The organism is Secundilactobacillus hailunensis (assembly GCF_005405185.1).
Classification (GTDB): Bacteria; Bacillota; Bacilli; order Lactobacillales; family Lactobacillaceae; genus Secundilactobacillus; species Secundilactobacillus hailunensis.
This window is the reverse complement of the sequence record NZ_BJDO01000127.1, coordinates 1-512: the sequence shown is the minus strand read 5'-3', so window position 1 is coordinate 512 and position 512 is coordinate 1. Positions and strand designations below refer to the sequence as shown.

Below are 512 nucleotides of genomic sequence, written 5' to 3'. Positions count from 1 at the left end.
CGTATTTTTTTGGAACGCGTCTGGTTCAAACCATTGTCCAAAAAACTGCCAACTAAAAAAGCACCTAGACCAATTGAGGTCTAAGTACTCCTATAAATCTAAATCAACTCTACTTGACGAAGCGCCCAAAAAATCTGTCATCAGTAATAGATAAAAACCTATTACCAACAACAGATATTGTAGAACCCAAAAAACACTAACGATGAACGTTAGTGTTTTTTACTTTGCCAGTTGAATAGATGCCGGCTGAGGAATTCGAATCCCCGACCCTCGGTTTACGATACCGATGCTCTACCAACTGAGCTAAGCCGGCATTACTAAATTTTCTTGACTCCGGCAGGCGGGCTCGAACCGTCGACAACCTGATTAACAGTCAGGTGCTCTACCAACTGAGCTATGCCGGAATAATGATAGCGTGGCAACGTCCTACCCTCGCAGGGGGCGATCCCCCAACTACTCTTGGCGTGCTGAAGCTTAACTACTGTGTTCGGCATGGGAACAGGTGTATCCTT

Annotated in this window: 2 tRNA genes and 1 rRNA gene; all 3 read right to left on the bottom strand. The window is 45.1% G+C overall.

Annotated features, from left to right (window positions below):
• Nucleotides 1-240: 240 nt before the first annotated feature.
• Nucleotides 241-313: transfer RNA gene (locus tag FFM73_RS12615), tRNA-Thr, on the bottom strand.
• A gap of 18 nt (nt 314-331) precedes the next feature.
• Nucleotides 332-404 (bottom strand) — tRNA-Asn (locus FFM73_RS12610).
• Nucleotides 405-413: 9 nt separating this feature from the next.
• Nucleotides 414-512: ribosomal RNA gene (rrf, locus tag FFM73_RS12605) — 5S ribosomal RNA — on the bottom strand; the annotation flags it as partial.